The organism is Streptomyces sp. WAC05292, assembly GCF_003949955.1.
Taxonomy (GTDB): Bacteria; Actinomycetota; Actinomycetes; order Streptomycetales; family Streptomycetaceae; genus Streptomyces; species Streptomyces globosus.
In genome coordinates, this window is sequence record NZ_RPSE01000520.1 from 1 (window position 1) to 3,524 (window position 3,524).

Consider the following 3,524-nt stretch of genomic DNA (forward strand, 5'->3'; position numbering starts at 1 on the left):
CCCCCCGGCCGCCGCCGGCGCCCCGCCCGCGGCGCCGCCCCCCGCGCCGGGGGAGCGCCCCCCCGACCCCCCCACCCCCCCCCCCCCCCCCCGCCCCGGCGCCGGCCCCCGCCCACACCCCCTTCGCCGAGGCCGGAGCCGGGCCCGCCGCGGGCCGCCCGGCCGTGCCCGCCGTGGCCGCCGTACGCGACACCCGGGCGCCCCTCGTCGAACTCCGGCTGCGCCTGCCCGCACCCTGCGCGGCCGCTCCCGCCGGCCGCGAACGGCTCGCCCTGGTCCTCGCCGACCGCTGGACGGCCCGGTTCCCCGCGTACGGATCCGTGTCCACGACGGTGGAGAACGGCACCGTCCTGCTCGACGCCTGGCTGCCCGCACCCGCCCCCGACCCGGTGGTGTTCGCCGGCCTGCTCGGCACCCCGCCCACGGCCGCCGAACTCGCCGCCGTGGAACCGCGGGCCCGTGCCCGTATGGGAAGCCGGGTGAGCAACCCGGCCTGGCTCGCCGAGCAGGCCCTGCGACAGCGGCTCCTGTCCGGCGAGCCCGGCCCGGGTGCCGCCCAGGCCGCCCTCGTCCACCCGCTGTACGCGGGCGGCATCGAGCTCGCCGCCGTCGGCGACCTGGATCCCGAGGCCTGGGTCGCGGCGGCGACCGCCGCCCTGCGCCTGCCGGCCTCGTCCCCGGGCGCGCCGCACGGCGGGCACGCCCCGCTCCCCGCCGTCACCGAGGGCCTCTCGCTGCTGAGCCTGCCCCGGGCCCTGCCCGCTGCCGCCGCCCACCTGCTGTGGGCCACGCCCGAGCCGCCCCCGGCCGGGTCGTTCGCCGCCCGCTGGCTGTCGGTGGCCGTGCTCGGCGGCGGCCAGCCCGGGGCCCGGCTCGCCGCGCTGCGCACGCCGCAGGCCCCGTACGGCTTCACCTCGTACGCGGGCCGGTTCGGCGGCCACGCCGGCACCGGGGCGCTCGTCCAGGTCCACGCCCAGCTGCCGCCGGTCGGCGCCGTCGAGGCCGCCGCCCTGGTCCGCGAAGAGCTGCGGCGCGCCGGCACCGAACCGCCGACCGGCGCCGAGGTGGACGCCGCCCGGCGGTACTGCGCGGGCCAGTTCGCCCTCGCGCCGCAGACCCAGGGCTCGCTCGCCGACGCGCTGAGCGCCTGGCTCGCGGCCGGGCGCCGGACCGCCGAGCTCGTCGGCTTCCCCGAAGCCCTGTACGAGGCCCCGGCCGCCGAGGTGGCCCGCGACTGCGCGTACCTGTTCGCCCAGCCCGCCTATGCCGGAGTGCTCGCCACCCCGGCGGCCGACCCGGCCGAGGAGACGCCGTGACCCGCACCACCGCCGCCCGCACCGAACTCCGTTTCCAGCCCGTCGACCTCGACACCGCGCCCGGGGTCGACGCCCTGCTGCGGCGCATCGGCACGGGCCCCTTCGACCGCGCGGACCTCACCGCGCTGCAAGGCCGCAACGACACCTGGGCCGGCCGCACGACGGGCGGCGCCCGCGTCTTCGTCAAGCGGCTGACCGGTCCGCGGGAGGACGTACAGGCCCGGATGGACCGCGCGCTCGGCTACGAACGCCTGGTGGCGGACGCCCCGGCCGGCGTCCTGCGCGGACCCGCACTGCTGGGCAGCGACCCGGACTCCGGGCTGCTCGCCTTCGAGTACCTCCACGACGCCCGCAGCGGGGCCGAACTGATGGCCGACCAGGAGTTCACACCGGAGCTCGCCCACCGCTCCGGGGCCGCGCTCGGGCGGCTGCACGCCTGCCCGGTCGGGCAGCAGGACCGGCTTGAGCGCAGCACTCCCGCCATGCCCTCGCCGGAGCTGCTGGAGGCGCTGCCCGCCGCCGCGTTCGAGGAGTTCAGCGGGGCGGAGCTGGAGACCTGGCGGCTGCTGCAGAACGACGCGCAGCTGATCGGGTCGGTGCACCGGCTGCTTGCCGGCGAACGGGCGGCGCCGCGCGTGCCCGCCCACTGCGACCTGCGGATGGACCAGTTCCTGATCACCGGACACCCCGGGGCGGACAGCCGGCTGCACGTGGCCGACTGGGAGGAGTTCCGCCTCGCCGACCCCGCGCGCGACGTGGGCGGCTTCGCCGGCGAATGGCTGCACCGCGCGGTGCACGACATCGTCACCTCCCGCGGCGACGCCGACACCGCCGCCTTCGCCGGGCTGTCCATGACGCGCGAGACCGTGCTCGCCCGCGGCGCGGAGAAGCTCGCCCGGCTCCGCCCGGTCGTCCGGGAGTTCTGGCGCGGCTACCGCGAGGCCCGGCCCGACGCCGATCCGGGCCTGGCCGAGCGCGCCACCGCCTTCGCGGGCTGGCACCTGCTGGACCGGCTGCTCGCCGGGGCCATGCGCTCCAACCGGCTGCTCGGCATCGAGCGGGCCGCCGCCGGCATCGGCCGCACGGCCCTGCTCGACCCCGCCCGCTTCACCCACGCCGTCGGACTCGGAGACGCCTCGTGACCACCGCCGCAGCCCCCACCGAGCCGCGCACCGCCGGACCGGCGACCGCCGGACCGGCGCCGGCCTCACCCCTGGCCCCCGGCCTCGCCGACGCCCTGGCGCGGATCCGCCTCTCCGCCGACGGCCTCACCGCCACCGTCGGGCCCCGCACCATCGAGGGCGAGTCCGCCCGCGAACTCCAGCAGCGGCTGGGGGCGGCGCTGTACGAGGTGTTCCACACGGGCCGGGCCGAGGCGGACACCCGCCGCCGGAGCATGGCCCCGCGGGACCGCGGCTTCGAGCGGGAGCTGGCGGCGGCGCTGCCGCACCGCGAGATCCAGCGCACCGGCGTCCTGCTCCGGGCTCCGCAGGAACCGGGCAGCGGTGAGGCGCTGGTGTCCTGGGACGGTGTGCGCGTCCGGGTGCCCGTGGACCGGCTGACCGCGGACGGCCCGCTCGTCGCCGGCGCCGAGGTGCGCTCCCCCGCCTCCCCGGCCCGTCCCGCGCTCTCGCCCGGGTTCTTCTACGCCATGGGCTCCCGCGAGCCGCGCTTCGACGACGAACTGCTCCGGGTCTACGTCCACATCACCGGACCCGGACGCGCCCCGCTGATCTGGGGGACCGTACTGGAGCGGCTGGAGGCGGCGGGAGCCGGCTACCACGCCAAGGTCCTGTCGGGTCCGGCCGACTACCCGCGGCGCGACGCCCTCGTCGTCTACCTGGGCAGCGAGTCCCGGGGCGCCTGCCACACCATCGCCGACGCCGTGCGCGGCCTGCCCGGCACCGGCCCGGACACCTCGGTCTTCGCCCACCGGCTCGGGCCCGGCACGGCCGTGGCCTGGGAGCCGGACGACCCCAGGCCCGGCGCGGGCGGGCTGAGCTTCGGCCAGCACCGCGCGTCAGCGCTGGCCGAGGCGGCCGTACGGGCCACGACCGGCTCCGACAGCGCGCACGAGGCGTTCAGCAGCGCGGGCATCGACCCGCGCGCCCCCTACCGGAACCTGGCCTCTCCGGACCTCCCCGCCCGCTGAGCGGGCCGGCGGGCCCGCGCCGAACGGGCCGGACCGGCCCCGCAGGACTCCCACCC

General features: G+C 79.2%; 3 protein-coding genes. All 3 read left to right on the forward strand.

The window, feature by feature from the left end:
• Window positions 1–173 precede the first annotated feature (173 nt).
• Genes EF903_RS30315 through EF903_RS30325 form a run of 3 tightly spaced genes read left to right on the forward strand, consistent with a single transcriptional unit; the run spans window position 174 to window position 3,468 of the window.
• Window positions 174–1,316 (forward strand): insulinase family protein, encoded by a 1,143-nt coding sequence (locus tag EF903_RS30315; RefSeq protein WP_185902906.1) that lies wholly within the window; start codon window positions 174–176, stop codon window positions 1,314–1,316.
• Window positions 1,313–2,458: a class V lanthionine synthetase subunit LxmK gene (lxmK, locus tag EF903_RS30320; protein WP_125548192.1), complete on the forward strand. Its 1,146-nt coding sequence runs from the start codon at window positions 1,313–1,315 to the stop codon at window positions 2,456–2,458. The genes EF903_RS30315 and lxmK overlap by 4 nt, the downstream gene beginning before the upstream one ends.
• The gene (locus EF903_RS30325; protein WP_125548193.1) at window positions 2,455–3,468 is read left to right on the forward strand and encodes a T3SS effector HopA1 family protein; all 1,014 of its coding nucleotides are present in this window, start codon (window positions 2,455–2,457) and stop codon (window positions 3,466–3,468) included. The genes lxmK and EF903_RS30325 overlap by 4 nt, the downstream gene beginning before the upstream one ends.
• The last annotated feature ends 56 nt before the right edge of the window (window positions 3,469–3,524 follow it).